The sequence below is a fragment of the Qipengyuania pelagi genome (genome assembly GCF_009827295.1).
GTDB lineage: Bacteria > Pseudomonadota > Alphaproteobacteria > Sphingomonadales > Sphingomonadaceae > Qipengyuania > Qipengyuania pelagi.
Genome location: NZ_WTYD01000002.1, coordinates 419,191 through 443,935 on the forward strand (window position 1 = coordinate 419,191; position 24,745 = coordinate 443,935).

Annotated in this window: 23 protein-coding genes and 1 pseudogene; 16 read left to right on the forward strand and 8 right to left on the reverse strand. The window is 66.6% G+C overall.

The window, feature by feature from the left end:
• Nucleotides 1-5 precede the first annotated feature (5 nt).
• Nucleotides 6-752 carry a sulfite exporter TauE/SafE family protein gene (locus GRI47_RS12855; protein WP_160661752.1) on the forward strand — a complete coding sequence of 249 codons (747 nt, stop codon included), beginning with the start codon at nt 6-8 and terminating at the stop codon, nt 750-752.
• A 20-nt stretch (nt 753-772) separates the two neighbouring features.
• Here the strand turns inward: GRI47_RS12855 and GRI47_RS15210 are convergent, their stop codons facing one another.
• Both GRI47_RS15210 and GRI47_RS12860 read right to left on the reverse strand, forming a co-directional pair.
• Nucleotides 773-901 carry a hypothetical protein gene (locus tag GRI47_RS15210; RefSeq protein ID WP_272916524.1) on the reverse strand — a complete coding sequence of 43 codons (129 nt, stop codon included), beginning with the start codon at nt 899-901 and terminating at the stop codon, nt 773-775.
• A 58-nt stretch (nt 902-959) separates the two neighbouring features.
• Entirely contained in the window at nt 960-1,949 is a 990-nt protein-coding gene (locus GRI47_RS12860; protein ID WP_237452793.1) for an agmatine deiminase family protein, read from the reverse strand.
• Between the two features lie 99 nt (nt 1,950-2,048).
• Between GRI47_RS12860 and GRI47_RS12865 the strand changes: the two are divergent.
• The 9 genes and pseudogenes from GRI47_RS12865 to GRI47_RS12905 form a co-directional block, all read left to right on the forward strand.
• Nucleotides 2,049-4,754 (forward strand): annotated as a pseudogene (locus GRI47_RS12865) (bifunctional [glutamine synthetase] adenylyltransferase/[glutamine synthetase]-adenylyl-L-tyrosine phosphorylase); the annotation flags it as partial.
• Nucleotides 4,751-5,227 carry a peroxiredoxin gene (locus GRI47_RS12870; RefSeq protein ID WP_160661754.1) on the forward strand — a complete coding sequence of 159 codons (477 nt, stop codon included), beginning with the start codon at nt 4,751-4,753 and terminating at the stop codon, nt 5,225-5,227. The pseudogene GRI47_RS12865 and the gene GRI47_RS12870, both read left to right, overlap by 4 nt.
• Nucleotides 5,224-6,036 (forward strand): DUF455 family protein, encoded by an 813-nt coding sequence (locus GRI47_RS12875; protein ID WP_160661755.1) that lies wholly within the window; start codon nt 5,224-5,226, stop codon nt 6,034-6,036. The genes GRI47_RS12870 and GRI47_RS12875 overlap by 4 nt, the downstream gene beginning before the upstream one ends.
• A 130-nt stretch (nt 6,037-6,166) precedes the next feature.
• On the forward strand, nt 6,167-6,856 hold the full coding sequence (locus GRI47_RS12880; RefSeq protein ID WP_237452794.1) for a M23 family metallopeptidase: 690 nt from the start codon (nt 6,167-6,169) through the stop codon (nt 6,854-6,856).
• A 148-nt stretch (nt 6,857-7,004) separates the two neighbouring features.
• Entirely contained in the window at nt 7,005-8,543 is a 1,539-nt protein-coding gene (locus tag GRI47_RS12885) for an acyl-CoA synthetase (protein ID WP_160661757.1), read from the forward strand.
• Between the two features lie 170 nt (nt 8,544-8,713).
• Nucleotides 8,714-9,352 (forward strand): YqiJ family protein, encoded by a 639-nt coding sequence (locus tag GRI47_RS12890; RefSeq protein WP_160661758.1) that lies wholly within the window; start codon nt 8,714-8,716, stop codon nt 9,350-9,352.
• A 19-nt stretch (nt 9,353-9,371) separates the two neighbouring features.
• Nucleotides 9,372-11,147 (forward strand): flotillin family protein, encoded by a 1,776-nt coding sequence (locus GRI47_RS12895; RefSeq protein WP_160661759.1) that lies wholly within the window; start codon nt 9,372-9,374, stop codon nt 11,145-11,147.
• Between the two features lie 122 nt (nt 11,148-11,269).
• Nucleotides 11,270-12,553, forward strand: coding sequence for a UDP-N-acetylglucosamine 1-carboxyvinyltransferase (murA, locus tag GRI47_RS12900; RefSeq protein WP_160661760.1), 1,284 nt, complete (start codon nt 11,270-11,272; stop codon nt 12,551-12,553).
• A gap of 69 nt (nt 12,554-12,622) precedes the next feature.
• Nucleotides 12,623-12,850 carry a hypothetical protein gene (locus tag GRI47_RS12905; RefSeq protein ID WP_160661761.1) on the forward strand — a complete coding sequence of 76 codons (228 nt, stop codon included), beginning with the start codon at nt 12,623-12,625 and terminating at the stop codon, nt 12,848-12,850.
• A 10-nt stretch (nt 12,851-12,860) separates the two neighbouring features.
• Here the strand turns inward: GRI47_RS12905 and GRI47_RS12910 are convergent, their stop codons facing one another.
• Together GRI47_RS12910 and GRI47_RS12915 are read right to left on the reverse strand one after the other, a co-directional pair.
• Nucleotides 12,861-13,685 carry an alpha/beta hydrolase gene (locus GRI47_RS12910; protein WP_160661762.1) on the reverse strand — a complete coding sequence of 275 codons (825 nt, stop codon included), beginning with the start codon at nt 13,683-13,685 and terminating at the stop codon, nt 12,861-12,863.
• Nucleotides 13,682-13,966 (reverse strand): ribbon-helix-helix domain-containing protein, encoded by a 285-nt coding sequence (locus tag GRI47_RS12915; RefSeq protein ID WP_160661763.1) that lies wholly within the window; start codon nt 13,964-13,966, stop codon nt 13,682-13,684. Before GRI47_RS12915 ends, GRI47_RS12910 begins: the two co-directional genes overlap by 4 nt.
• Nucleotides 13,967-14,010: 44 nt before the next feature.
• Between GRI47_RS12915 and GRI47_RS12920 the strand changes: the two genes are divergently transcribed.
• Nucleotides 14,011-14,802 carry a helix-turn-helix domain-containing protein gene (locus GRI47_RS12920; protein ID WP_237452795.1) on the forward strand — a complete coding sequence of 264 codons (792 nt, stop codon included), beginning with the start codon at nt 14,011-14,013 and terminating at the stop codon, nt 14,800-14,802.
• On the opposite strand, the gene fumC is transcribed toward GRI47_RS12920, so the two are convergent.
• Nucleotides 14,803-16,200, reverse strand: a complete 1,398-nt coding sequence (gene fumC, locus GRI47_RS12925) for a class II fumarate hydratase (RefSeq protein ID WP_160661764.1) — start codon at nt 16,198-16,200, stop codon at nt 14,803-14,805. It lies immediately after the preceding gene.
• A gap of 93 nt (nt 16,201-16,293) precedes the next feature.
• Here fumC and GRI47_RS12930 point away from each other — a divergent pair, with 93 nt between their 5' ends.
• On the forward strand, nt 16,294-17,358 hold the full coding sequence (locus GRI47_RS12930) for an endonuclease/exonuclease/phosphatase family protein (protein WP_160661765.1): 1,065 nt from the start codon (nt 16,294-16,296) through the stop codon (nt 17,356-17,358).
• A 139-nt stretch (nt 17,359-17,497) separates the two neighbouring features.
• On the opposite strand, the gene phbB is transcribed toward GRI47_RS12930, so the two are convergent.
• Together phbB and GRI47_RS12940 are read right to left on the reverse strand one after the other, a co-directional pair.
• Nucleotides 17,498-18,220, reverse strand: a complete 723-nt coding sequence (gene phbB, locus GRI47_RS12935) for an acetoacetyl-CoA reductase (protein WP_160661766.1) — start codon at nt 18,218-18,220, stop codon at nt 17,498-17,500.
• 173 nt (nt 18,221-18,393) lie between these two features.
• Nucleotides 18,394-19,203: a hypothetical protein gene (locus tag GRI47_RS12940; RefSeq protein WP_237452796.1), complete on the reverse strand. Its 810-nt coding sequence runs from the start codon at nt 19,201-19,203 to the stop codon at nt 18,394-18,396.
• Nucleotides 19,204-19,610: 407 nt separating this feature from the next.
• On the opposite strand from GRI47_RS12940, the gene GRI47_RS12945 reads away from it, so the two are divergent.
• Genes GRI47_RS12945 through GRI47_RS12960 form a run of 4 tightly spaced genes read left to right on the forward strand, consistent with a single transcriptional unit; the run spans nt 19,611 to nt 24,148 of the window.
• Entirely contained in the window at nt 19,611-20,063 is a 453-nt protein-coding gene (locus GRI47_RS12945; protein WP_160661767.1) for a DUF3576 domain-containing protein, read from the forward strand.
• Between the two features lie 19 nt (nt 20,064-20,082).
• Nucleotides 20,083-22,608 carry a leucine--tRNA ligase gene (gene leuS / locus GRI47_RS12950; protein WP_160661768.1) on the forward strand — a complete coding sequence of 842 codons (2,526 nt, stop codon included), beginning with the start codon at nt 20,083-20,085 and terminating at the stop codon, nt 22,606-22,608.
• The gene (lptE, locus tag GRI47_RS12955) at nt 22,608-23,111 is read left to right on the forward strand and encodes an LPS assembly lipoprotein LptE (protein WP_160661769.1); all 504 of its coding nucleotides are present in this window, start codon (nt 22,608-22,610) and stop codon (nt 23,109-23,111) included. Before leuS ends, lptE begins: the two co-directional genes overlap by 1 nt.
• Nucleotides 23,108-24,148 (forward strand): DNA polymerase III subunit delta, encoded by a 1,041-nt coding sequence (locus GRI47_RS12960; RefSeq protein ID WP_160661770.1) that lies wholly within the window; start codon nt 23,108-23,110, stop codon nt 24,146-24,148. Before lptE ends, GRI47_RS12960 begins: the two co-directional genes overlap by 4 nt.
• A gap of 16 nt (nt 24,149-24,164) precedes the next feature.
• Here the strand turns inward: GRI47_RS12960 and GRI47_RS12965 are convergent, their stop codons facing one another.
• Nucleotides 24,165-24,743: an LptA/OstA family protein gene (locus GRI47_RS12965; protein ID WP_160661771.1), complete on the reverse strand. Its 579-nt coding sequence runs from the start codon at nt 24,741-24,743 to the stop codon at nt 24,165-24,167.
• Between the last annotated feature and the right edge of the window lie 2 nt (nt 24,744-24,745).

The window sequence follows — 24,745 nt, forward strand, 5'->3', positions numbered from 1 at the left end:
TCGCGATGGACCTGCTGGCCGGATATGGCACGGCGGCGATCATCGCCGCGCTACTCGCTGCGTTCGGCTCGGCCTTCGTGCGCGGATTGACCGGGTTCGGGATGGCGATCCTGCTGGTGCCGATCCTGGCGCTGGCGCTTTCGCCCGTCCATGCGGTGCTGCTGACCAATTTCCTGTCGGTCTTCATCGGTCTGTCGGAAATCCGCAGGCTGCTGCGGAATGCGGAAAAGTCGGCATGGGTCATCATCGCGCTCGTCGCGGTGACGACGCCGCTGGGGCTCTATGCGCTCAGCCTGACCACGCCCGCCATCGCGCGAGTCGTCATTGCCTTCATCGCCCTGTCGGCCTTCGTCGCGATCCTCCTGCCGCGACGGGGCGCGTTGGATCATCACCCGGCGACGACCGGCGGTGTCGGTATTTTGAGCGGATTGATGACCGGTTATGCCGGGATGCCGGGGCCGCCGGTCGTGCCCTATTATGTCGGGCGCGACATCCCGCGCGAGACGGCCAAGGCCTCGATGCTGCTGATCTTCACCTGCGCGTCGAGTGCGGGCCTCGTCAGCGGCACGGCGCTCGGTGTGCTGGAATGGAATCTGGCCCTGCTCGCGGCGCTGCTGTTCCCGGCCGTCTTGCTCGGCAACAGATTGGGCGACAGGCTTTCGGGCCGGATCGCGGACCGGACCTGGCGGATCTGCGTGGGCGCGGTGCTGGGCGCGGCGGCGGTGGCGGCGCTGATAAAAGCGGTTGGGTGAAGGTGGCCGGCTGAAGCCGCTCAGAGCGGCAGGATCGGCCCGGCAAAGGCGAGCGCGAGGCCGCAGGCGCCGATGATCAGTGAGCGCAGCAGGTCCGTGGGACGCAGCGCGGCGAAAGGAGTGCGGACGAGAGCGATAGCCTTGGCCATGCTCCCGTTGTCGCGCGAGAATGCTAAAAAAGTCTTAAGCGCGCCATTCCGCCAGCCCCTATCTCGCCGCGGGCATCTGCTGGCTGGCGCAATGGAAGCCGCCGCCGCCCGCCAGCACCGCATCGCCGGGCAGGCCGATGGTGGCGCGGTCGGGGAACAGATCGCCGATCGCCGCCACCCCGTCCTCGTCATAGGGGCTGCCGAAGGTGGGCACCACGACGAGGTTCGAGGTGATGGCGAAATTGGCGTAGCTCGCCGGTTCGACATGATCGCCGCTGGTCACGAGGCCGGGGGAGGGGATGCGGACGAGCTCGACTCCCGCCGCTTCGATCCTCTGCGCAGCGTCGTCATAGATCGCGGCATTGGGATCGTCCTTCCCCGTCGCCTGCGGCAGCGCGATCCGGCCCGGCGCCGCGAAGCGCGCGAGGTTGTCGACGTGCCCGTCCGTGTGGTCGTTGACCAGCCCGTCGCCCAGCCAAAGCACGCGCGTGAAGCCGAGATCGCGCTTCAGCCGCGCCTCGATATCCGCGCGCGAGAGATCGGGATTGCGGTTGGGATTGAGCAGGCATTGCTCGGTCGTCACGACGAGGCCGGTTCCGTCCCCGTCGATCGCCCCGCCTTCGAGAATCCAGTCCGCGATTTCGAGCGGGAGGCCCGCATCCTCGGCCAGTTCGGCCCCGATCGTCTGGTCGCCCTCCATCAGATATTTGCCGCCCCAGCCGTTGAACTGGAATCGCCGTGCGACACGCGCATCGCCGTCGCTCAAGACCAGCGGCCCGGTATCGCGCAGCCACACATCGCCGTATGCGCGCCGCTCCAGCGTGACCGCCGCGCTCGTCAGCTGGCGCGCGCGCGCTTCGTTGGCGGCGTCGCGCACCAGCAGGCGGACCGCCTGCCCGCTTTCCGCGACCGCATTGGCGAATGCCGCGATCTGTTCCTGCGCGCGGCCCAGAACGTCAGGCCATTCATCCGCAGCATGGGGGAAGCCGATCCAGAGCCAGTCCTGCTTCGCCCATTCGGGCGGCATGATCGGGGTATCGAGAGGCATCGGCAGGCTCCGGTAATGGGCGGGCAAAGAGGGTGACGGGCGGGCGCCCTCTCGCACCTCGCACCTTGCGGGGCAAGCGCGCGGCGTCCATGCGATCGGGCGATGGCCGCCGCACTCTCATCCTCTCCCGACTGGGCCGGAGCCTTAACGCGGGCGCGCGCGCATTCCCCGTTCCTGTCGCGCGCGCTGGAGCGATTGCCCGCGATCGAGGCGCTTTTGGAAAAGGGCCAAATCGAGGAGGCGCTGCTCGCGGCCAAGGCGGCGGGCGAGGATATCGAGGACACCGGCGCCGCGTTGAGGCGCGAACGGCTGGCTTTGGCATTGGCCCTGGCAGTGGGCGATCTCGCCGGAGGGCTCGAACTCGATCGCGTGATGCGCGAATTGTCGACCTTTGCCGACCGCGCGCTCCACGCGGCGATCGCGGCTTCGATCGCGCGGCGTGTGCCGGGAGCCGCGCCCGATGGCATGATCGGCCTCGCGCTCGGCAAGCATGGGGCGGGCGAACTCAATTACAGTTCGGACATCGATCCGATCCTGATCTACGATCCCGACACATTGCCCCTTCGCGAGCGCGACGAGCCGGGCGAGGCGGCGCAGCGCTATGCGCGCGAAACGGTGCGGCTCCTGTCCGAGACCACGCCCGAGGGATATGTCTTCCGCGTCGACCTGCGCTTGCGTCCGGCGTCCGAAGTCAGCCCGCTGGCAATCCCGATCGGCGCGGCGACGACGCATTACGAAAGCTCGGCGCTTGCATGGGAGCGCGCCGCCTTCATCCGCGCACGGGCGGCGGCGGGCGACATCGCGGCGGGCGAGCGCTTCCTCGATGCGATCCGCCCCTTCGTATGGCGGCGCAGCCTCGATTTCGGCGCGATCGACGAAATCCGGCGGCTGACCGCGCGCATCCGCGACAGCCATTCGGGGCCGACAGAGGCGGGGCCGGGCTTCAATCTCAAGCTCGGGCGCGGCGGCATTCGCGAAATCGAATTCTTCGCCCAGACCCATCAGCTGGTCCATGGCGGGCGCGATGCCTCGCTGCGGGGGCGGGGCACGCGCGCCGCGCTCGACGCGCTGGCGGCGACGGGGCATATCCCGCCCGACACCGCGCGCATATTGGGCGAGGCCTATGACCGGCTGCGCACGATCGAACACAGACTTCAGATGGTCGCGGACCGCCAGACGCACAGCCTTCCCGAAGGCGAAGCGCTGGAGAATGTCGCGCATCTGCATGGGCTTGAAAATGGCGCGGCTCTGGTCGATCTGGTGGCAAGGACCTGCGCCCCCGTGGCGGAGCTGTTCGGCGAGTTGATCGCGGAAGATGGCGGCGCGCCTGCCTCTCCCGCCGCGCCGAATCGGCTGGAAGAGCTGGGTTTCACCGATGCCGAAACCGTTTCGCAGCGGATCGCGCGCTGGAGCGATGGCCGCTATCGCGCGCTGCGCAGCGCGGCGGCGATCAGCGCGTTCGAGGCGATCCTGCCCGACCTGATCGAGGCAATCGCCGAAAGCGAGGCGCCCGACCACGCGCTCGCGCGGTTCGAGACCCTGCTCGAGAAACTGCCCAGCGCGATCAACCTCTTCCGCCTGCTCGAAGCGCGTCCCGGCCTGTTCCAGCTGCTGGTCGACTGCCTGACGCTCGCCCCGCCGCTTGCCGACGAACTGGCGCGCAGGCCGGACCTGCTCGATGCGCTGATCGACCGCTCGGCCTTCGACCTTCCCGGCGATGTCGCGTCTCTCAACGACCGGATGGCGCGGGGCGAGCGGGGCGACGATTACGAACGCAAGCTCGATCGCATCCGCGTGGTCACGGGCGAACAGCGCTTTGCCCTGGGGATGCAATTGATCGAGGCGCAGCAGGACCCGCTCGATGTCGCCAGCGCCCTGTCGCGCGTGGCGCAGGCGGCGCTCAACGTCGCGCTCGATGCGGCGCAGGAGGAATTCGCAGCCCGTCATGGCCGCTTTTTGGATGGCGAGCTGGTGGTGCTCGGCCTCGGGCGATTGGGCGGAGGGGCGCTGACCCATGCGTCCGATCTCGACATCGTCTATCTGTTCACGGACGGCGCGATCGGAGCGGAATCGGATGGGGGCCGCCCCTTGGGACGGACGCTCTATTTCAACCGCCTCGCCCAGCGGGTCAGCGCCGCGCTGAGCGTCCCGACTGCCGAGGGCGCGCTGTACGAGGTGGATACGCGGTTGCGGCCCCAGGGCGCGCAGGGGCCGCTGGCCGTGGGGATCGACGGCTTTGCCCGCTATCAGCGCGAGGATGCCTGGACCTGGGAACACATGGCGCTGATGCGGAGCCGCGTGGTGGCCGGATCGGACGCGGCGCGCGCGCAGATCGAGGGGATCGTGCGCGAGATCGCCACTATACAGCGCGATCCCGAAAAATTGCGCGAGGACGTCCTCGCCATGCGCAGCGAAATGGCGTCGCACAAAGCCTCCAAGGGTCCGCTCGACGCCAAGCTGCTGCGCGGCGGGCTGGTCGATCTCGAATTCCTCGTCCACTTCCTGCAATTGCGCGATCGCACCGCGCTGACGCCCGATCTGACCGCGGCGCTGGAAGAACTGGCCGGAGGAGGGCTGGTGGACGAGGATCTGCGCGAGGCGCATCGCTTCCTCACGCGCCTGCTCGTTGGCGCACGCCTGCTCGCGCCCGATCAGCAGCCGCCCGGCGGGGAAGCGCGGCAGGTTCTGGCACGCCTCGTCAGATGCGACGATTTCCCCGCCGTTCTGGCCGCGCTCGACCGGGCGCGGACCTGCGTCGCGGACCACTGGGCGCGCGTTTTCAACACAGAATTGGAGATCACATGACGGACACGGTTTTCGGCCCCGGCGACACTCTGCCCGATATCGCCCTCGAAACGATCGACGGTAGCGAAGTGAAGCCGTCCGACTTCGAGGGGCGCAAACTGGTGCTCTTCTTCTATCCAAAGGACAACACGCCCGGCTGCACCACCGAGGCAAAGGATTTCTCCGCGCTGCGGCGCGATTTCGACGCGGCGGGCGTGGCCCTGCTGGGCGTCAGCAAGGATTCCAGCCAGAAGCACAGGAATTTCATCGCCAAGCACGATCTAACCGTCGATCTCGCGACCGATGCGCAGGAAGGCGGCATGTCGGACGCGCTCGGTATCTGGACCGAGAAGCAGATGTACGGAAAGACCTTCATGGGCATGGTCCGCACGACCTATCTGATCGGCGAGGATGGGCGCATCCTGCGCGTCTGGCCGAAGGTGAAGGTGAAGGGCCACGCCGAAGAGGTGCTGGCCGCGGCGCGCGAGGCGTGAGCGAACGACCCGGCTTGTCGCACGCGATCCGCGCGGCGCTGCTGACCGGAGAGGCGAGCGCGAAAGTCTTCGCTGCGCGGCAGGTGGCGCGGGACTGGCGGCTGGGACGTTTACGCTTCGATCTGGGGGATGATGACGCCGCGCCCATGCCCGATCGCCCCGCCTGGCCCGACGATCTCGATCTGCTGCCGCCCTCGCAGATGCCCAAGCGCGGCAAGGGTGGGTCGGAGCGGGGGCGGATCGCCCTGTGGCACGCCCTCGCCCATATCGAATTCGTCGCCATCGATCTGGCGCTCGATATCGTCGGGCGTTTCGGCGGCCAGATGGGCGAGGCGTTCGCGTCGGACTTTCTCGGTGTCGCGGCGGACGAGGCGATGCATTTCGCCCTGCTCGATCGCAAGCTCGCATCGCTCGGTTCGCACTATGGCGCGCTGCCCGCGCATGACGGGTTGTGGCAGGCGGCGCGTGATACGGCGGGCGATGTCGGGGCGCGGCTCGCCGTGGTGCCGATGGTGCTGGAGGCGCGAGGCCTCGACGTCACGCCCGCGACTCGCGACCGCGTGGCGTCATCGGGCGATTCGCGCGGCGCCGCGATCCTGCAACGCATCCTTGACGACGAAATCCGCCATGTGTCGCTGGGCACCAAGCACTTTTCGCGCGTCGCGGCGGCGCGCGGCGAAAACCCACCGGAATTGTGGCGAAAATTGGTCGAAAGCCATTTTGCAGGGGTTATCAAACCGCCATTCAACGACTCAGCGCGTCGATCAGCCGGTTTGTCGCTAGAGTTCTACGGCGCACTTGCTTCGTAAACTTCTCTCCGCCACCCCAGAATGCACGAGACGTCGGGGGGTTCCGGCGGTGATGAAAATAGATCGGTGATCCACGGGATTGGGAGCCGATCGGGGCCTTTACGGCCTTCGAAATATGGACGGGTCACATATGACGAAGCTTTTCAACCACGCTTTGCGGACGCTCGCACTCGGCCTGGGTGCCGCCGGCCTGATGGCCGCCGCGCCCGCCGCCGCCGAAAGCGCGAACTCCGCTGCGATGGTTCCGGCGGTCGATATGCCGGCGAAGGACACGGCCGGATCCACCGTCACCACCGCTGACGGCGATCGCCAGTTCGAACAGCTGTTTGCCAGCTGGGAACGCATGGACAAGGTTTCGGCAGGCATCGCGACCACGCCGGTCTCGGTTCCCTCCGCCATGCCGCTGACCGATGCGCGGCTTTCGAGCGGGTACGGGATGCGCAATCACCCGGTGCTGGGCGGGATGCGCGGCCACAAGGGTGTCGACCTCGCCGCGCCGACCGGCACGCCGGTCTATGCCACGGCGGACGGCTTCGTCAGCAAGGCCGACTGGTTCTCGAGCTACGGCAAGTATATTTCGATCGAACACGGCGCCTCGCTCCAGACGCGCTTCGCCCATCTGTCCGACATGGTCGTGTCGGCGGGCGACAAGGTGAAGAAGGGCGATCTGATCGGCTATGTCGGTTCGACCGGTCGTTCGACCGGCCCGCACCTGCATTACGAAGTCCGCGTCGATGGCGTCGCGGTCGATCCGTCGCCCTACATGGTCGCATCGGACGATCACCGCGATCACGCTCTGGCGCTGCTTTCCGCCGAATAAGCGAAGAAACCATTCGGCACCAAAGGCGGCTGGGGGCAACCCCGGCCGCCTTTTGCTTTGCCCCCTTCCGATCCATGGTTTAGGTTTCGGCCTGCAACCAGATCGCGTGCACCGGGACAAGCCGGGAGCGCCTTTGCGGGAGAGAGACATGCATCCCATCGCGCACGCACAGGCGCGCCCGGACCATCCGGCCATCATCATGGCGGGCAGCGGCGAGACGGTCAGCTATCGCGCGTTGGATGAGACCGCCAATCGCTTCGCCCGGCTGTTGCGCGCGCGCGGCGTGGGCAAGGGTGCGCATTTCGGCCTGCTGATGGAGAACAACGCGCTCTATCTCCAGCTGGTCTGGGGATCGCAGCGATCGGGCGCGATGATGGTGCCGATTTCCACCCGGCTAACCGCGCCGGAAATCGCCTATATCCTGAATGATTCCGACGCGCGGCTGCTGGTCACTTCGGCCCGTTTCGCGGATCGGATCGAGGCTCTGCGCGCGCTCTGCCCGCAATGCGAGTTCCTGGTGCTGGACGGGGAGGGGGAGGAAGATCTCGCCGCCGCTCTCGCCGGACAGTCGGACACACCACTCGATGACCCGTCGCCCGGCCAGTATATGCTCTATTCCAGCGGAACCACCGGGCGCCCCAAGGGTGTGCGCCCGCGCGCGCCGGACAGCGACGATGTCCAGGCGCCGGTTCCCCTTGTCGGCCTCGCGGTGATGGGGGCGGGCGTGCCTGCCGACGGTTCGGCGGTCTATCTCTCGCCCGCTCCGCTCTATCACTCCGCGCCGCTCGGCTGGGGCACCACCGTCCACAGGCTCGGCGGCACGCTCGTCGTGATGGAGAAATTCGACCCCGAAGCCGCCCTTCAGACGATCGAGCGCTATAGCGTGACCGACAGCCAGTGGGTGCCCACCCATTTCGTCCGTATGCTGAAACTGGAGCCGGAGCGGCGCGCGGGCTACGACCTGTCGAGCCATCAGCGCGCGCTCCATGCCGCAGCGCCCTGCCCGGTGCCGGTGAAGCAGGCGATGATCGAATGGTGGGGGCCGATCGTAAACGAATATTACGCCGGGTCCGAAGGGATCGGGATGACGCTGGTCAAGGCGCAGGAATGGCTGGAGCGGCCCGGAACGGTGGGCAAGGCGATCTTCGGCAAGCTTCATATCTGCGGGCCGGACGGCGCGGAACTGCCGCCGGGGGAGGACGGCCTGATCTATTTCGAGAACGAGATCCTGCCGACCTATCACAACGATCCCGCCAAGACGGCGGAGGCGATGCATCCCGAAGGCTGGATGACGCTGGGCGATATCGGCCATGTCGATGCGGAGGGCTATCTCTACCTCACCGACCGCAAGAGCCACATGATCATCAGCGGCGGGGTCAACGTCTATCCCCAGGAGGTTGAGAACCTTCTCGTCAGCCATCCCAAGGTAATGGACGCCGCCGTCATCGGCGCGCCCGATCCCGATCTGGGCGAACAGGTCGTCGCCGTGGTCCAGCCGGTGACGATGGACGAGGCCGGCGAGCAGCTGGAAGCGGAATTGCGCGCCTATCTCGAACCGGAATTGAGCCGGATCAAGATGCCGCGCCTGTTCGAATTCCGCAGCGAACTGCCGCGCGAGGCGAACGGGAAGCTCTACAAGCGCGAATTGCGCGACGAATTTGCCGCCCGTGCGCAGGCGGGCGCCTGAGCGCCGCGAAGCCGCCTTTCGGGTGCGAAAATCGAACTCCGTTCGTCGCATATTCCTACGGAAAATGACCGATTTCTGCTAGGTGATCCACATCGCTAACACAGTAGGCCGATGCGCTCGTTTCGGTGGTGGAAGCGGGTGTTCAGGCCCATAAGCGAGAGGGGGGAATCATGACTTTGCTCGAACCGCACAACCTGCCTTTCGCCATCGCGATGGGGCTGATGGTGCTGCTGGCGCTGGTCCAGCTGCTCGGCCTCGGCGATTGGGGCGGGGACGCCGATTTCGATCTCGAGACCGGCGCGGACGGCGACGCCGCGCTCCAGCCGGGTATGATGGAAGGGTTCCTGACCCTGCTCGGGTTGGGACGCGTGCCCCTGACGATCTGGCTTGCGCTGTTCCTGCTGATGTTCGCCGGTATCGGCCTCAGCGTGCAGGAACTGGCGGAGAACCTGACCGGCGCGCCGCTCTATTCCTGGCTTGCGGCGGTGATCGCGGGGGGCGCGGCGCTGCCGGTGACGGGCGTGCTCGCGCGTCCGCTCGGCGCGGTGTTGCCCAAGGATCATACGACCGCCGTGCGCACCGAAAGCCTGATCGGTCGCCGCGCCACGATCACCGATGGTGTCGCACGCGCCGGATCGCCCGCGCGGGCCCGCGTCCGCGACGTGCATGGGCAGGCGCATTACGTGATGGTGGAGCCGCACGAGCAATCGAGCGAACTGCATTCGGGCGACGAGGTCCTGCTCGTCCGCCGCGAAAAGGACCAATTCTACGCGACCGCGCTGGCCGAGCGCCGCCTGTCGCCAAACTGATTTCAACTAGGGGGTGTTGATGGAAGACCTGTTCGGAACGTCTCTGGTGGTGCTGGTCGGGGGCGTGATCTTCGCGCTCATCGTGATCACCTTCCTTTTGAAGATGTATCGCCGCGCCTCGAAGGAAATCGCCTTCGTGCGGACCGGCGTCGGCGGCGAGAAGGTCGTTATGAATGGCGGCGCGCTGGTGCTTCCCGTCTTCCACGAAACCATGCCGGTCAACATGAACACGCTGGTCCTCAGCGTGGTGCGCCGCGATGGCGAGGCCTTGATCACGCTCGATCGCCTCAGGATCGACGTGAAGGCCGAATTCTACGTCCGCGTGAAGCCCGATAGCGAGGCGATCGCCATGGCCGCGCAGACTTTGGGCCAACGCACCATGCAGCCCGAAATGCTCAAGGACCTGGTCGAGGGCAAGTTCGTCGACGCGCTGCGCTCGGTCGCGGCGGGCATGACCATGAACGAGTTGCACGAACAGCGCGCCGATTTCGTCCAGAAGGTGCAGCAGGTCAGCTCCAACGATCTCGCGATGAACGGGCTCGAACTGGAATCGGTCTCGCTGACCGGGCTCGACCAAACCTCGATCGAACACTTCAACGCCAACAACGCCTTCGACGCCGAGGGTCTCACCAAGCTGACCGAGCAGATCGAGGCGCGCAAGAAGCTCAGGAACGACATCGAGCAGGACACGCGCGTCCAGATGGAAACCAAGAACCTCGAAGCCGCGCAGAAGAGTTTCGAGATCAGCCGCGACACCGAATATGCCCGGCTCGAGCAGGAGCGCGAGGTCGAAGTGCGCCGCGCCGCTCAGGCATCCGAAATCGCCCGCACCCAGGCGGAGCGGACGCGCGAAGCCGATGCCGCGCGGATCGAGGCCAAGAAGCAAGTCGACGCCCAGCAGATCGAGGCCGATCGCCTGGTCGAGGAAGCCCGCATCGACCAGCAGCGCGCGCTCGAAATCGCGCGGCAGGAACAGCAGATCGCGGTCCAGAACAAGAGCCGCGAGGAAAGCCAGGCCAAGGCCAATGCCGACGAGGCACGTGCCAAGGCGGTCGCTGCGGAAGAACAGGTGGCCACCAGCCGCGAGACCGAGATCGCCGAGCGCCAGAAGCGCATCGAACTGATCGAAGCCTCGAAGCAGGCCGAGCGTGACGCGATCAAGATCCGCGTCGATGCAGAGGCTGAGAAGGACGCGGCCCAGAACCGCGCCGAAGCCGCCCGTCGCGAAGCCGAGGGCGAGGCGGAGGCCGAGAAGCTGCGCGCCGAAGCCGCGCGCGTGCGCTTCGAAGTCGAGGCTGCGGGCCAGCGCGCCATCAATGAGGCGGCGAACATCCTCTCGATGGAGCAGATCAGCCTGCAGACGAAACTCGCTCTGCTGAAGGTCCTCCCCGAAGTCATCCGCGAAAGCGCCAAGCCGATGGAGGCGATCGATTCGATCAAGATCGTCCAGGTCGACGGGCTGACGAATGGCGGCGGAAAGGGGCAGGGCGGCTCGCCGGGCGCGGGAAGTTCCGGCAATCTCGCTACCGACGCGGTCAGCGCGGCGCTCGCCTATCGCGCACAGGCTCCCGTCCTCGACGGGCTGATGAAGGAACTGGGCCTCGACGGGTCCAACCTCTCCGGCCTCGTCAAAGGGGCTGCGTTCGACGAAGACGCTGGCGACACCTTCACCGGCGATGCCGCGCCGAAGGATGCCAAGGCGCTGGTCGCCAGCCAGCGCGGCGCTGGCTCGGACCGCAAAGCGGACAAGGGCGACAAGTCGCAGGGCGAGGATCGCGAGCCCGCCGACGCTTGAACCGAGGCTTAGGGGAGCGCGAGTTCGGTCGCGCTCCCCGGCCTTTCGTTCCGCGCGCTGATGGCGCTCGCTCTTGATGGGCGCGCCTTGCCTGCGCAGGCGAATGCGGTAAACGCTCCATCATGGACAAGCTCATCATTCGCGGCGGCAATCGCCTTGCCGGCACCATGCCGATCTCCGGCGCCAAGAACTCCGCTCTCACCCTGCTGCCCTGCGCGCTGCTGACCGAAGAGCCGGTGACGCTGCGCAATCTCCCGCGCCTCGCCGATATCGACGGGTTCCAGCATCTGATGACACAGTTCGGCGTCAGCCACACGATCCCCGGCAAGCGGCCCGAGGAATTCGGGCGGGTGGTTACGCTGGAAGCGATGCGGATCACATCGAACGTCGCGCCGTATGAGCTTGTCAGGAAGATGCGCGCCTCGATCCTGGTGCTCGGGCCCCTATTGGGCCGCACGGGCGAGGCGACGGTGTCGCTGCCCGGCGGCTGTGCCATCGGCAATCGCCCGATCGACCTTCACCTGAAAGCGCTGGAAGCCTTCGGCGCGCATATCGAGCTGGCGGCGGGCTATGTGAAGGCGTCGGCGCCCGATGGCGGCCTGCCGGGGGGCGATTTCGATTTCCCGGTCGTCTCGGTCGGCGCGACGGAGAACGCGCTGATGGCGGCGGTGCTGGCGAACGGGACCAGCCGGCTGTTCAACGCCGCGCGCGAGCCCGAGATCGTGGATCTCTGCAATCTCCTCGTCGCGATGGGCGCCGAGATCGAAGGGATCGGCACGTCCGATCTGACGATCCACGGCGTGAAGAAACTGAACGGCGCGACCTACAAGGTGATGGCTGACCGGATCGAGGCGGGCTCCTATGCCTGCGCCGCCGCGATCACGGGCGGCGACGTGACGCTGGACGGTGCCAATGCGAGCGAGATGCAGGCGACGCTCCACGCGCTGCGCAATATCGGAGTCGCGATCGAGGAGGTGAAGGGCGGCATCCGCGTCTCCGCCGACGGTCCGCTGAAGGCTACGAACCTCTCGACCGCGCCCTATCCGGGCCTTGCCACCGACATGCAGGCACAATTGATGAGCCTGCTCTGCAAGGCGGAAGGCACCAGCGTCCTCAAGGAAACGATCTTCGAGAACCGCTATATGCACGTGCCCGAACTGGCGCGAATGGGGGCGGATATCGAGACCGAGGGACGCACCGCGATCGTGCGCGGGGTGGAGCGGCTGACCGGCGCCGAGGTCATGGCGACCGATCTGCGCGCTTCCATGAGCCTCATCATCGCCGCGCTCGCTGCTGAGGGCGAGACGGTGGTGCGCCGCATCTATCACCTCGACCGGGGGTATGAGCGGCTGGAGGAGAAACTTTCGCTGGTCGGCGCGGATATCGAACGGGTCGGCGACGAATAGGCTGAATTGGCAGGACCTTTTAGCGTGTTGCGCCGTTGAGACGGTGAACAGACACGAAAGGGTTACCCCATGCTTTTGAAGCTCGCAGCACTCGGCGCCGTCGGTTACGCCGGATACAAATATTACGAAAAGAACGTCGCCGAAAATAACGGCGTCGCGTTCGCCAGCGGCCAGCCGGACGGCGCATTCCGCGATGCCGGATCGGAGGCAACCCGCACGCCGGGCGATACGATGAGCCGGACCGACGAGGCTCTCGACGAGACCTACCCGGCAAGCGACGCGACCGCGAAATACTGACGGTTCGTCATCACTTCGACGAAATATCGGGCGGCGCTGCGGCGTCGCCCTTTTCGTATGAGATGTACCACGGCCTCCATACCTCCCACAGTCGATCGGCAATTTGCGCCAGATCGACCTCATGGCCTGCGCCGGTCATACGCGCGAGAGTGGCATTGGGAGCCGCTTTCGCCAGTTCCTCGCCCGCCGCGATCGGAACGACATCGTCCTCGGTTCCGTGCAGCAGCAGGACCGGCTCGCTAACCCGCCGGATCGCGGCGACATTGTCATATCGGTCGGGCAGGATGCCGCGCGCGATGGCCGGCGCCTGATCCTTGAGCCGCGCGAAGATGCCCAGCGTCGCCACGCCAGCGACCTCGTGCCGTGCCGCCATTTCCAGCGCCACCGCCCCGCCGAGCGAATGGCCGAACAGGTAGATCTTCGCCCCCGGTGCCAGTTCGCGCGCTTTCGCCATCCAGGCTTCGCCATCCGCAAACAGCCCTGTCTCGGACGGCGAGCCGGGATTGCCGCCATACCCGCGATAGGACGCGACCAGCACGCCGTGTCCGCCTTTCCGAAGCGGTTCGGCGCGTGCGGCCCCGACGAGCTGGTTGTTTCCGTTGCCGTGGAAATAGACGACCAATGTGTCGGTCCCGCTCGCTGCGGGCCAGTAATAGCCTGCGAGATCCAGCCCGTCGCCCGTACGCGCCGTGACATCCTGCGGCGTTTCCCCGGCGAAGGTCACCGGCGTTTCCGCGAGCGAGGCGGGAAAATAGATCCGGTCGCGGATCGCTCCGGCGCATCCGGCCAGAGCCAGCGCGGCGCCCATCGCTGCGAAAAGAACCGAAAGCCTCATTGTTCGATCTCCCCAATCGAACCGCCCGAATCCGCCTCAGGGGATGAACCGGCGATGATCCGCGCCGCCAGCCACACCCGGATCGCGCCAGCCAGACCCGGCGGGGTTTCGGCCTGAATCCGCTCGGCATCGATGCGCGCGACCAGCGCGGCGAGGGCCAGGCCCTCCTCCTGCGCTGCCCGCTTGAGCAGGTCCCAGAATATCGGTTCGAGGCTGATCGAGGTGCGATGCCCGTGGATCGCCAGCGAGCGTTTGACCGGCGGATGATAGGGGATGTCCATCGCCCTATCCTAACCGGCGGCGGCATGGCGCACATACCAATTTTTTGGGGTGGCGGCGTCTGCCCGCGCGGGCCTATCGCGAACCGATGAGCGAGGATGCGACCGAGGCGCTGACGCCGAAGGAGAAGGAGACGCTGCGGCTGATCCTGCGCGGGCACGATGCCAAATCCTCGGCCCGCGCGCTCGACCTGTCGGTGCATACGGTGAACGGGCGGCTGCGCGATGCGCGGCGCAAGCTGGGCGTCACCAGCAGCAAGGAAGCGGCGCGGATGCTGCTCGCCGATGAAGGCCCCGAATTTCTTGCAGGCGAGAGTTTGGGGGCTGCATCGAGCGGCGGGGCTGGCTCAGACACCGATCTATCGAACGGCGCCCGCCCCGGACGCCGACGCTTAATCGGAGGTCTCTTCGTCATGTCGGCTTTAACCGCTCTCGTCGCCCTTGCCCTTGCCGGGTCTGGCATCACGCATGACCCAACCCCTCCCGACAGTTCGGCGGAGAGGATTGCCCTCGACCATGCGACCGAAGCCGCGGCGCGCGAATTTCTCGCCGATGTCGATGCCTATGACTGGGAGGCGAGCTACGCGGCAACCGGATCGCAGTTCCGCAGCCGAAACACGCTCAAGATATGGAGCGATGCGTCCGACAAGGTCCGCATCCCGCTCGGCGCCGTCTCTTCGCGCGAAGCGACGGGCTATCAGGAGGTCTATGCGCCGCCGAACGGGTATCGCGTGGTCACATTCCGCACCGATTTCGGCGGCAAGCCCGACGCGGTCGAAACCGTCACGCTGGAGCGCGAAGGCGGCGCATGGCGGGTCGTCTCCTATATCATCGAGTAATCAGTTCCGGTCCGGCCCGAGCATCGTTTCAGGCCGGACGATCCGGTCGTATTCCTCTTCGCTGACCTTGCCGCTGGCAATCGCCGCCTCGCGCAGGGTCTGGTCGTTTTCGTGGGCGGTCTTGGCGATCCTGGCCGCCGCATCGTAGCCGATCTCGGGCGCCAGCGCCGTCACCAGCATCAGCGAATTATCGACCCCGCGCGCTATGTTATCTTCGCGCGGCTCCAGTCCTGCGAGCAGGTGCCGCGTGAAGCTGTCGCTCGCATCGGCGAGCAGGCGCACGCTTTGTAGGAACACATGCGCCATCAGCGGGCGATAGGTGTTGAGTTCGAACTGGCCCTGGCTCGCGGCGAAGGACAGGGTCGCCTGATTGCCGTGGACAGCCACGCAGACCTGCGTCAGCGCTTCGGCCTGCGTCGGATTGACCTTGCCCGGCATGATCGAACTGCCCGGCTCGTTCGCGGGCAGCGCCAGCTCGCCCAGCCCTGAGCGCGGGCCGGACCCCAGCAGGCGGATGTCGTTCGCGATCTTGTAGAGGCTCATCGCCACCGCCTCGATCGCGCCGTGGAGGAACAGAAGCGCGTCCTGCCCCGACAGGGCGGCGAATTTGTTGGGTGCGCTTTCGAAGGCAAGGCCGGTCAGCTCCGCGATCTCCTCCGCGATCCCTTCGGCGAACCCCTTCGGCGCATTGAGCCCCGTGCCGACCGCCGTGCCGCCTTGGGCGAGTTTCAGGATGCCCGGCAGGGCCAGCTCGATCCGGGCGACTCCGTCGGCCACCAGAGCGGCATAGCCGGAAAATTCCTGCCCCAGCGTCAGCGGCGTCGCGTCCTGCGTGTGCGTGCGCCCGATCTTGACGATATCGTCCCACTTCGCGGCCTTGTCTTCGAGATCGGCCTGCATGGCATGGAGGGCAGGCAGGAGACGGTCGGTCACCATCCGCGCCGCCGCGATGTGCAGCGCGGTGGGGAAGGTATCGTTCGAGGACTGGCCCATATTGACGTGATCGTTTGGATGGACCGGCGCCTTGTCGCCGCGCGTGCCGCCCAGCGCCTCGCTGGCGACATTGGCGATCACCTCGTTGGCGTTCATGTTGGACTGGGTGCCCGATCCGGTCTGCCAGACGGAGAGGGGGAATTGCGCGTCCATGTCGCCTGCGGCCACGGCCTCTGCCGCATCCTCGATCGTGTTGGCGAGCACGGCATCGAGCGTCCCGAGCTTGCGATTGGTGCGCGCCGCCGCCTGTTTGACGATGCCCAACGCGTGGACGATCTCGCGCGGTATCTTTTCCTCCCCGATGGCGAAGTTCTGGAGGCTGCGCTGGGTCTGCGCGCCCCAGAGGCTGTCGGCGGGCACTTCGATCGCGCCCATGCTGTCGGTTTCGCGGCGGGTGGCGGCCATTGCGCGTCCTTTCTGGTCTCGTCCTACCCGGCCAACGCATCGCAGCCGATCCCGGTCCGCGCTTTTCTTCCCCCCACTGGTGGACCTGGCCCGATGGCGAGCCTAGAGCGTCGCCACGGGACAGGGGGCAGACCAATCGCAACATCCGATCTGAGAGCGAAAATCGCGGCCGGCGTCGCTGGCCTGCTGCTGGCGCTGGCCCTGTTGTCCCTGTGGCCGACCGATCGCGGCATCGTGCGGATGCTCGACTTCGTGCGCGAGCCGATGATCTATCTCACCGGCCTGGTCGCGGTGCTGGCGGCCCTGTTCGCCGGAAAGGGCCGCTGGATCGCCGTCGCGCTGTGCGGCGGCGCGGCCCTGGTCAATTTCGCGCGGCTATGGCCCTATACGATGCTCGCGCCCGCGCAGGTTCCTCTGCCGGACGCAATCGACGGGATGAGCTGCGCCAAAGTGCTCTCCTTCAACGTCCTCCAGTCGAACGATCGCCACGCCGAGACAGCCGCGCTGATCGAGCGACTCGATCCCGATATCCTGCTCCTGATGGAGACGGACCCGGTCTGGGCGCGCGCGCTCGAACCGCAATTGGCGGGGTTCGGCTATCGCCTCTCGCGCCCGCTCGACAACAAATATGGGATGATCTTCGCCACTCGCCTGACCGTGGACCGGGCGGAAATGCCGGTCGATCCCGAGAGCGGGACGCCCTCGCTCTATGCGACCTTGCGGATGGGCGACGGTGCGCGGTTCGAGCTCGTCGGCCTGCATCCGCGCCCGCCGCGTCCGGGCGAAAGCACCGAAGAGCGCGACGCGACCATTGCCCGCGCCGGTGCGCTGACGCCTGACGGGCTGGGCAATGTGCTGGCGATCGGCGATTTCAACGACGTACCCTGGTCGCGCACCACCGAGCGGTTTCGCGAGGAAGGCAAGTATCTCGATCCGCGCGCCGGACGCGGCAGCTTCCCGACCTTCCCGGCGGACTACGCCCTTATCGGCTGGCCGCTCGACCAGATCATGGTGAAGGACGGGGTCAAGGTGGACTGGCTGGAGATCGGCGAGAATGTCGGATCGGACCATCTGCCGCTGATGGCACGGGTGTGCGTCGATCCGATGGCTCCCGATTCGGATATGCCGGACGGGGTGGGGATCGTTCCATCAAGATAGTGGCCACGAGGGCGACGGCGAAGCCGCCGCCCTGACGTCGAACGGGTTTGTCGGCTATACCGACAACCCGTCGGCCGAGCCGATGGCTGGCGCCGACGGCGCCACCGGCGAGCAGGACGGGCCTGCTCGCCTGCCACCGTCAATACATATGCTGGCCGCCATTGATGCTCATGGTCGATCCGGTGACGAAGCCCGCTTCCTCGCTGCACAGGAAGCTGACGCCGCGCGCGATTTCGCTCGCCTGGCCGAGGCGGCCGACCGGGATCTTGGCGACGATCTTTTCCAGCACCGGCTCGGGCACGGCGGCGACCATGTCGGTGTCGATATAGCCGGGTGCGATCGCGTTGACGGTGATCTTGTAGCGCGCGCCTTCCTGGGCGAGCGCCTTGGTGAAGCCGTGGATGCCGGATTTGGCGGCGGCGTAGTTCACCTGGCCGTATTGCCCGGCCTGGCCGTTGATCGAACCGATATTGATGATCCGGCCCCAGCCGCGCTCCTTCATCCCCTCGAATGTCGCCTTGGCGAGGTTGAAACAGCCGCCGAGATTGATGCGCATGACATCCTGCCAGTCCTCATAGGTCATGCGCAGCAGCGTGCCGTCACGCGTGATGCCGGCATTGTTGACCACCGCGTCGATCGGGCCGATCTCGCTCTCGATCTGTTTGCAGCCCTCGATCACCGCCTCGTGATCGCCGACATCGAAGCGATAGGCCTTGATCCCGGTTTCGTCGGTAAATCGCTGCGCCGCTTCGCTGTTTCCGGCGTAATTGGCGACGACGGTGAAGCCGTCCTCGCTAAGATGTTCGCAAATCGCCTTGCCGATGCCGCGCGTTCCGCCCGTAACGATGGCCACTCTTCCCATTCGCGCTCTCCCTTATTGTGAAGGGCCGCTCCTGCCCCTCCATTCCGTAGCGTCAGGGAGACCTTAAGCCGACGCTTGCGCGCTCGACAACCGGGATAATCGCAGTCGGCGGAGAAATACGTGATACTGGAAAAGCACCGCTATCCGGCTGGCCGGATCGGAACCGTGACGGGTCAGAAGCGCAGCTGCGTGCCCACATAGACCGCCTGGCTGTCCTCGACGCCATCGGTCAGCGGAGTCAGGCGGTCCCGTTCCTGCGAGAGGCGGACCCCCGCGGTCACGTTGAGATTACCGACGACGCGATAGGCGCCGCCCACTTCCACGCTCCGGCTGCTGCGCGAATCGAGCACGCGCGGGGTCGGGCCGCTGGGTTGGACCGATTCGAGCGCGACGCGCGGCTGGAAGCGATCCGGCTTGTCCCGCGTGGTCTTCTCGAGCGAGAAGCGTTCGAGATCGGGCATGGTCAGATCGCGCACGCCAGCGGGCAGTTCCACCGGCTTGGGCTGGGCGAAGCCTTGATAGCCGCGCGCGATGCCGAGATTGTACCGCGTCGAATCGACCGCGACCGAATTTGTGGTGCCGAGGCCCGGTTCGCTCAGGCGTTCGAGCGGCTTGCGCACCGAGATCGCCCGCGCGGTCGCATTATCGACCCGGACGGCGACGGTCAGCGTCCGGTCCTTGCGCGCCGGGCGGGCGGCGGGCGTGAAGCGCAGCGCATCGACGCCGATGGACGAGGCCACTTCGCGGACCAGGCCGGGATCGAGCCGCGCCGGTGTGAAGGGCAGGAAATCGAGCGATTCGCCAGAGATCGAAGCGTCTGCGACAGTGGCGCTCTGCCCGACCGCAAGCGCGGCGGCGGTGGGAAGCGCGAGACCGAGTCCAGCGGCCACGAGCGCAGCGGGGACGAAACGCCCCTTGCCTTTGCTGCCCTGCCGCTTGATCGTCACGGTCGCTACCTCTGCCCCTATCAACCTGAAACCCATAGCGAATTTGCCAATGAAAAAGCGCCGGGTTTCGTTCGCTTAGACGCCGATGCGGCTGAACGGTTCCTGAAAACCCGCCGCGCGGCACTCCTCGCGAATCATGTGATAGGAACGCGCGGGCCCTGCCGCCAGCCGAATCCGGTCGGGAGGCCGATGTGACTGATTCTGTGTTGCAATGTCTCAACAGGTTGGGCGACTTGCCGATGTGCCAGGGGACCGGACGCGAAGCCGCCTTCTGTTCGGTCTTGGAATTCACAATCGGTTCACGGCACAGGCGCTCAGAAATGGGCGGGCAGAAACGGGCGGGCAGCACGGGACAGCGTGCCCCAAAGCTTGCTCCCCTCGCCACCCAGTCTATAGAGCCCCGGTCTTAAATTAAGCGTCCGACCGACAGACCAAGGATCAGCATGACCCGTCTTTCCGCATCTCCCCGCATCATCGCCCGCGCCGCCCTGCTGCTGGGCACCACTGCGGCGCTTGCCGCCTGCGGAGGGCGCGAGCGCCCGGTTGCCGACCTTGCCGCGGCGCAGGTCAACACGATCGGGGTGAACAGCTATCTGTGGCGCGCCGCGCTCGAAACGGTGAGCTTCGCGCCGCTGCTCCAGGCGGACAGCGCGGGTGGCGTGATCGTAACCGACTGGTATGCGAACCCGTCAAACCCCGGCGAGCGGGTCAAGATGACGGTCACCATCCTCGACACCGATCTGCGCGCCGATGCGCTGCGCGTTGCTGCCAGCCGCCAGGTCGCGCAGGGCAATAGCTGGGTCGATGCGCCGGTGCAGGCCGCCACGGTACAGAAGCTGGAAGACATCATCCTGACGAAGGCGCGCGAATTCCGCCGCCAGACGATCGCCGGCTGATCCGATCGGGGGCCAGACGATGAGCGAGACGGGCTTCGGCGCGCCCTTCGATCCGGCTATTGCGGATGCGAACTGGCAGGCCCGCTGGGACGAGGCGCAGACCTTTCGCGCCGACAGCGATAGCGACAGGCCGAAGAGCTACGTGCTCGAGATGTTCCCCTATCCCAGCGGGCGCATCCATATCGGCCATGTCCGCAATTACACGATGGGCGACGTGCTCGCGCGCTACAAGAAGGCGGTCGGGCACGAGGTGCTGCACCCGATGGGCTGGGACGCCTTCGGGATGCCGGCGGAAAACGCCGCGATGGAAAAGGGCGTCCACCCCGGCGGCTGGACCCGCGACAATATCGAACACATGAAGGCGCAGCTGAAGCGCCTCGGCTTCGCGCTCGACTGGAGCCGCGAGCTGGCGACCTGCGAGCCCGATTATTACGGCCACGAACAGGCGCTCTTCCTCGACCTCTACGAAGCGGGCCTCGTCTATCGCAAGGAGAGCGAGGTCAATTGGGACCCGGTCGACATGACCGTGCTCGCCAATGAGCAGGTGATCGACGGCAAGGGCTGGCGTTCGGGTGCCGAGGTCGAGAAGCGGAAGCTCAGCCAGTGGTTCCTCAAGATCACCGACTTCGCCGAGGAATTGCTCGAAGGGCTGGGCGGTCTCGAGAACTGGCCCGACAAGGTCCGGCTGATGCAGGAAAACTGGATCGGCAAGTCGCAGGGGCTGGAGTTCAGCTTCGACCTGTCGAACGGTGACACGCTGCCCGTCTACACCACCCGGCCCGACACGATCTTCGGGGCGAGCTTCGTCGCCGTGGCGGCGGATCATCCGGTGGCGCAATCGCTCGACAGTCAGGCGGCGCAGGACTTCATCGCTTTGTGCAAGAAGGGCGGCACGACCGCGGCGGAGCTGGAGACGGCGGAAAAGCTCGGCTTCGACACCGGCCTGACCGCGAAGCACCCGTTCACCGGGGCGGACCTGCCGGTCTACATCGCGAATTTCGTGCTGATGGGATACGGCACCGGCGCGGTGATGGGCGTGCCCGGACACGACCAGCGCGACTTCGAATTCGCGACCAAATACGGCCTGCCGATCCCGCGCGTCGTCGCCGCCAGCATCGAAGATGCGGACCAGCCGGTCACTGGCGAGGCGGAGAGCGGAGAGGGCGTGATCGTCAATTCCGACTTCCTCGACGGAATGAGCGTGGATGACGCCAAGCGCGAAATCATCGCCCGGATCGAGCAGCAGGGGTGCGGCGCGGGCAAGACCGTTTGGCGCCTGCGCGATTGGGGCGTTTCGCGCCAGCGCTATTGGGGCACGCCGATCCCCTTCATCCATTGCGATTCGTGCGGTGTGGTTCCGGCGCCCAAATCCAGCCTGCCGATCACTTTGCCCGAGGACGTCGATTTCCAGACGCCTGGCAATCCGTTGGAACGCCACGCGAGATGGAAGCACGTCGATTGCCCTAAATGCGGTGGCGAGGCGAACCGAGAGACCGACACGCTCGACACTTTCGTCGATTCCTCCTGGTATTTCCTCCGCTTCGCAAGCCAGCCCAAGGACAAGCCCTTCGATCGTGACGAGATCGCCAAATGGCTGCCGGTCGAGCAGTATATCGGCGGGATCGAACACGCGATCCTGCACCTGCTCTACGCCCGCTTCTGGACCCGCGCGCTCAATCGCATCGGGTTGATCGACGTGACCGAGCCCTTTGCCAGCCTGTTCACGCAGGGGATGGTGACGCACGAGACCTATTCGCGCCGCGACGGGGGCAAGACGGTCTATTACGCGCCCGACGAGATCAGCCGCGAGGCGCAGCGGGCGCTGCTGAAAAGCGACGGCGGCGAGGTCGAGATCGGCCGCGTCATCAAGATGTCGAAGTCGAAGAAGAACGTCGTCGATCCCGACACGATCATCGACCGCTACGGCGCGGATGCGGTGCGCTGGTTCATGTTGAGCGACAGCCCGCCCGAACGCGACCTGCCGTGGTCGGAAGCCGGGATCGAAGGCTGCTCGCGCTTCGTCCATCGGTTGTGGCGCCTGTTCGGCCAATATGACGCAGGCGCGAGCGGCGCGGACAAACCGCTCGACCGCAAGACCCACCAGACGATCGCGGCGGTGGCAGCGGATGTCGAATCGCTAGGCTTCAACAAGGCGGTGGCGCGCATCTACGAACTGACCGGCGCGGTCGAGAAAGCGGCCCCGTCCGCCAGCCGCAGCGCCGCGATCCGCACGCTGGTGCAACTGGTCGCGCCGATGATGCCGCATCTGGCCGAGGAAGCCTGGGCCAATCTCGGCGAGACGGGCCTCGTCGCCGATGCGCCCTGGCCCGAGGTCGATCCCGCTCTCCTGGTCGAGGACGAGGTCACCATCGCGGTCCAGCACATGGGCAAATTGCGCGACACGCTGACCGCGCCGAAGGGCGCGTCGAAGGACGATCTCGAAAAACTGGCGCTCGCCAGCGACAAGGTGCAGCGCTCGATCGACGGCGCGGCGATCCGCAAGGTGATTGTGGTGCCCGACAGGCTGGTCAATATCGTCACCTGATGCGCGCCATCTTCGCCTCCCTCGCCCTTCTCGGGCTTTCCGCCTGCGGCCTCCAGCCGATGTATGCGGGTGGCGGCAATGGCGCGGTGGCGCAGGGCCTCGCGGCAGTCGAAGTGCCCGCGATACCGGGCCGCGCCGGCTGGCTGGTGCGCAACGAACTGGTCGACCGGCTGGGCGCGGGAGGCAATGCGCCAGCCCGCTATCGCCTAGACGTGCGGTTGGACGACCAGCTCGAAGGTCTTGGCGTTCTCGGCGACGACACCGTCTCGCGCGAGCGACGGACCCTGCGCGCCCGTTATCAGCTGGTCGACGTCTCGAACGGAGAGATCCTGCTCGACGCGACGGCGGGCAGCGATGCGGGGATCGATGTCGTCTCCAGCGAATATGCCGTGATCGCGGCGGAACAGACCGCGCTCGAAAATCTCTCGCGCGAGGTCGCCGACCGGATCGTGGCGCGGATCGCCCTGCGATTGCGCGAGGGCCCTGCGCGGGTCGCCGAGTGAAACTCACGCAGAAAGACTTCGCGTCGAAAGCGCCCAACGCGGCGCGCAATGCGGCGATCTTCTTCTTCTGCGGACAGGACGAGGCGGGCGCTTCGGCTGCGGCGCAGGCGCTCATCGCCATGCTGCCAGAGGCGGGCGAGCGGGTCGAGATGACGGGCGCGCAATTGCGCTCCGATCCGGCGCTGCTGGGCGACGAGGCGCGCTCCTCCTCGCTGTTCGGCGACAAGCGCCACATTTACGCGCGTGTCTCGGGGGACGAGGCCCATGACGCGCTCAAACTGTTGACCGAAACGGGCGACATGGGCGCGGGCGAGGCCTGCCCGGTCGTGGTCGTCGCCACCTCCGCCACCGATAAATCGCGCACGGCCAAGCTGCTCGAAAAGCGCAAGGATGCGGTGGTGGCGATGTTCTACCCGCCCAATCTCGAAAGCGTCACCCATCAGGTGCGCGCGATGGGCGATGCGGCGGGGGTGACTCTCTCCGGCGCGCTGGCCGAGCGGATCGCGCGCGCCGCTGCCCTCGACGTGCGGCTGGCGCAGTCGGAAGTCACCAAGCTCGCCCTCTATCTCGACGCCGCGCCCCAGGCGCCGCGCCAGGCTAGCGCCGAGGATCTCGACCTGATCGGCGCGAGCAGCGAGGAGGACGGGTTCATGCCGCTCGTCAACGCCGTGCTTTCGGGCGAACAGGCGAAGCTGTCGGGCGAGTTGAAGCGGATGCGCGAGGTTTCGCTGAACCCGGTCGGGCTGTTGCTGGCCTTCGAACGGCGCGCCGCGCAATTGGCGAAGATCGCCGCGCGGCTCGGCCCGCGCCAGAATCTCGACGAACTCAATCGCGGGGAAAAGGCCTCGCTCGGCATCTTCTTCAAGGAAGAGCGCGATATCCGCACCCAGCTCGCCTATTGGCGCGGCGCACGGCTCGATCGCCTGACCACCCGGCTGGTCGAACTGCATCGCGAATTGCTGGCGAACAGCCAGGCGGCGGAACTGCTGCTGTCGCAGGCGCTGGCGGGCATGGCGCGCAGGCCGGGGCGGCGATAGGGCCTGTTCTGGGGGCCTAGTCCTGGGGAACCGAGAAGGTCCCCGTCACGCGACCTCCCGTATTGGTGGTCGTGACGCCGCCATCCTCGCCCGCCACGCTGGACGATCCGCTCGCCGCGCCGTCCACGCTGGAGACGCCGCTGCGCAGGTCGATCACCAGCCGTCCGCCGTTCAAGGTGTCGCTGCCGCGTTTGAGGCGCACGTTCCCCGCCATGGTGATGATCCGGCGGTTGAAATCATAGACGGCGTTGTCGCCTGCCGCGCGTTCGTCCCCGCGCGTCACCACCACGCCGCCGGTCGCCATGATGCGCTGGATGCTGAGCGAGCCCGCGTCCGAATAATTCACCAGCGTGCGCGCCGCCGTCAGCCGCAATCCGGCCTGTTCGATCACCACATTGCCCGACAGGACGACGCGGTTCTGGCGATCCTGCAATTCGATCCGGTTGGCCGCGAAATCGACCGGCGCGTTGGAATTATGGCCCGCGAGCGCCTGCGCGTTCGACTGGATGCCCGCCATCAGCGCGATCGTGGCGGCGAATCCGCCGATTGCCCAGCGCGTGGCGGTCTTCGTTAGTGAGGTGGTCCTGGTCGTCATCG

Excerpts from the sequence above, each read along its gene's own strand:
- GRI47_RS12855 (WP_160661752.1), top strand. The coding sequence starts at position 6 with ATGGACCTGCTGGCCGGATATGGCACGGCGGCGATCATCGCCGCGCTA.
- GRI47_RS15210 (WP_272916524.1), bottom strand. The coding sequence starts at position 901 with ATGGCCAAGGCTATCGCTCTCGTCCGCACTCCTTTCGCCGCGCTGCGT.
- GRI47_RS12860 (WP_237452793.1), bottom strand. The coding sequence starts at position 1,949 with ATGCCTCTCGATACCCCGATCATGCCGCCCGAATGGGCGAAGCAGGAC.
- GRI47_RS12870 (WP_160661754.1), top strand. The coding sequence starts at position 4,751 with ATGACGGACACGGTTTTCGGCCCCGGCGACACTCTGCCCGATATCGCC.
- GRI47_RS12880 (WP_237452794.1), top strand. The coding sequence starts at position 6,167 with ATGACGAAGCTTTTCAACCACGCTTTGCGGACGCTCGCACTCGGCCTG.
- GRI47_RS12885 (WP_160661757.1), top strand. The coding sequence starts at position 7,005 with ATGCATCCCATCGCGCACGCACAGGCGCGCCCGGACCATCCGGCCATC.
- GRI47_RS12890 (WP_160661758.1), top strand. The coding sequence starts at position 8,714 with ATGACTTTGCTCGAACCGCACAACCTGCCTTTCGCCATCGCGATGGGG.
- GRI47_RS12895 (WP_160661759.1), top strand. The coding sequence starts at position 9,372 with ATGGAAGACCTGTTCGGAACGTCTCTGGTGGTGCTGGTCGGGGGCGTG.
- murA (WP_160661760.1), top strand. The coding sequence starts at position 11,270 with ATGGACAAGCTCATCATTCGCGGCGGCAATCGCCTTGCCGGCACCATG.
- GRI47_RS12905 (WP_160661761.1), top strand. The coding sequence starts at position 12,623 with ATGCTTTTGAAGCTCGCAGCACTCGGCGCCGTCGGTTACGCCGGATAC.
- GRI47_RS12910 (WP_160661762.1), bottom strand. The coding sequence starts at position 13,685 with ATGAGGCTTTCGGTTCTTTTCGCAGCGATGGGCGCCGCGCTGGCTCTG.
- GRI47_RS12915 (WP_160661763.1), bottom strand. The coding sequence starts at position 13,966 with ATGGACATCCCCTATCATCCGCCGGTCAAACGCTCGCTGGCGATCCAC.
- fumC (WP_160661764.1), bottom strand. The coding sequence starts at position 16,200 with ATGGCCGCCACCCGCCGCGAAACCGACAGCATGGGCGCGATCGAAGTG.
- GRI47_RS12930 (WP_160661765.1), top strand. The coding sequence starts at position 16,294 with ATGGCGAGCCTAGAGCGTCGCCACGGGACAGGGGGCAGACCAATCGCA.
- phbB (WP_160661766.1), bottom strand. The coding sequence starts at position 18,220 with ATGGGAAGAGTGGCCATCGTTACGGGCGGAACGCGCGGCATCGGCAAG.
- GRI47_RS12940 (WP_237452796.1), bottom strand. The coding sequence starts at position 19,203 with ATGGGTTTCAGGTTGATAGGGGCAGAGGTAGCGACCGTGACGATCAAG.
- GRI47_RS12945 (WP_160661767.1), top strand. The coding sequence starts at position 19,611 with ATGACCCGTCTTTCCGCATCTCCCCGCATCATCGCCCGCGCCGCCCTG.
- leuS (WP_160661768.1), top strand. The coding sequence starts at position 20,083 with ATGAGCGAGACGGGCTTCGGCGCGCCCTTCGATCCGGCTATTGCGGAT.
- lptE (WP_160661769.1), top strand. The coding sequence starts at position 22,608 with ATGCGCGCCATCTTCGCCTCCCTCGCCCTTCTCGGGCTTTCCGCCTGC.
- GRI47_RS12965 (WP_160661771.1), bottom strand. The coding sequence starts at position 24,743 with ATGACGACCAGGACCACCTCACTAACGAAGACCGCCACGCGCTGGGCA.